Consider the following 570-nt stretch of genomic DNA (forward strand, 5'->3'; position numbering starts at 1 on the left):
GTGATGCATGACATGTTGGGTATGGTACATGGTCGTGTGCCACGTTTTGTACATGACTTTTTGACCGATGAGCGTAACAGTACACGCAGTATTGAAGGGGCTTTTGCGTTATATCAGCAATCGGTACGTGACCGCAGTTTCCCAACCGAACAGCACCAATTTAGCTAATCTATTTGAGCTTTCAAATAACAGAATATTGAAATATAAGAAAAACTACCATGTCTCCAATTATTTATCATGATATCCCATCACTACGTGCAGCGCTTCAGCCTTATCGTAGTCAGCAAAGCGGCAGGCAGGATAGTCTGCAGCGTATTGCGTTAGTACCAACAATGGGTAATCTGCATGAGGGTCATCTAGAGCTAGTAAAAATTGCTAAACAGCATGCGGATATCGTCGTCGTTAGTATTTTTGTCAATCCTACTCAGTTTGGTGTGGGTGAGGATTTTGATAGTTATCCACGCACACTAGACGAAGATGTGGCTAAGCTTGCCACTGTTGGTGCAGATTATGTCTTTGCGCCAAGCAGTGATGCGATGTACCCAGTATTACCACCACCGACTACCGTAT

General features: G+C 43.9%; 2 protein-coding genes. Both read left to right on the top strand.

Annotated features, from left to right (window positions below):
* The first annotated feature begins 12 nt into the window (after positions 1-12).
* The gene (locus ACS8FC_RS19625; RefSeq protein WP_439298020.1) at positions 13-168 is read left to right on the top strand and encodes a hypothetical protein; all 156 of its coding nucleotides are present in this window, start codon (positions 13-15) and stop codon (positions 166-168) included.
* 50 nt (positions 169-218) lie between these two features.
* Positions 219-570 (top strand): pantoate--beta-alanine ligase (locus ACS8FC_RS19630; RefSeq protein WP_439298019.1); only part of this gene is annotated, 352 nt, incomplete at its 3' end.

The organism is Psychrobacter sp. 1Y4 (assembly GCF_051847555.1).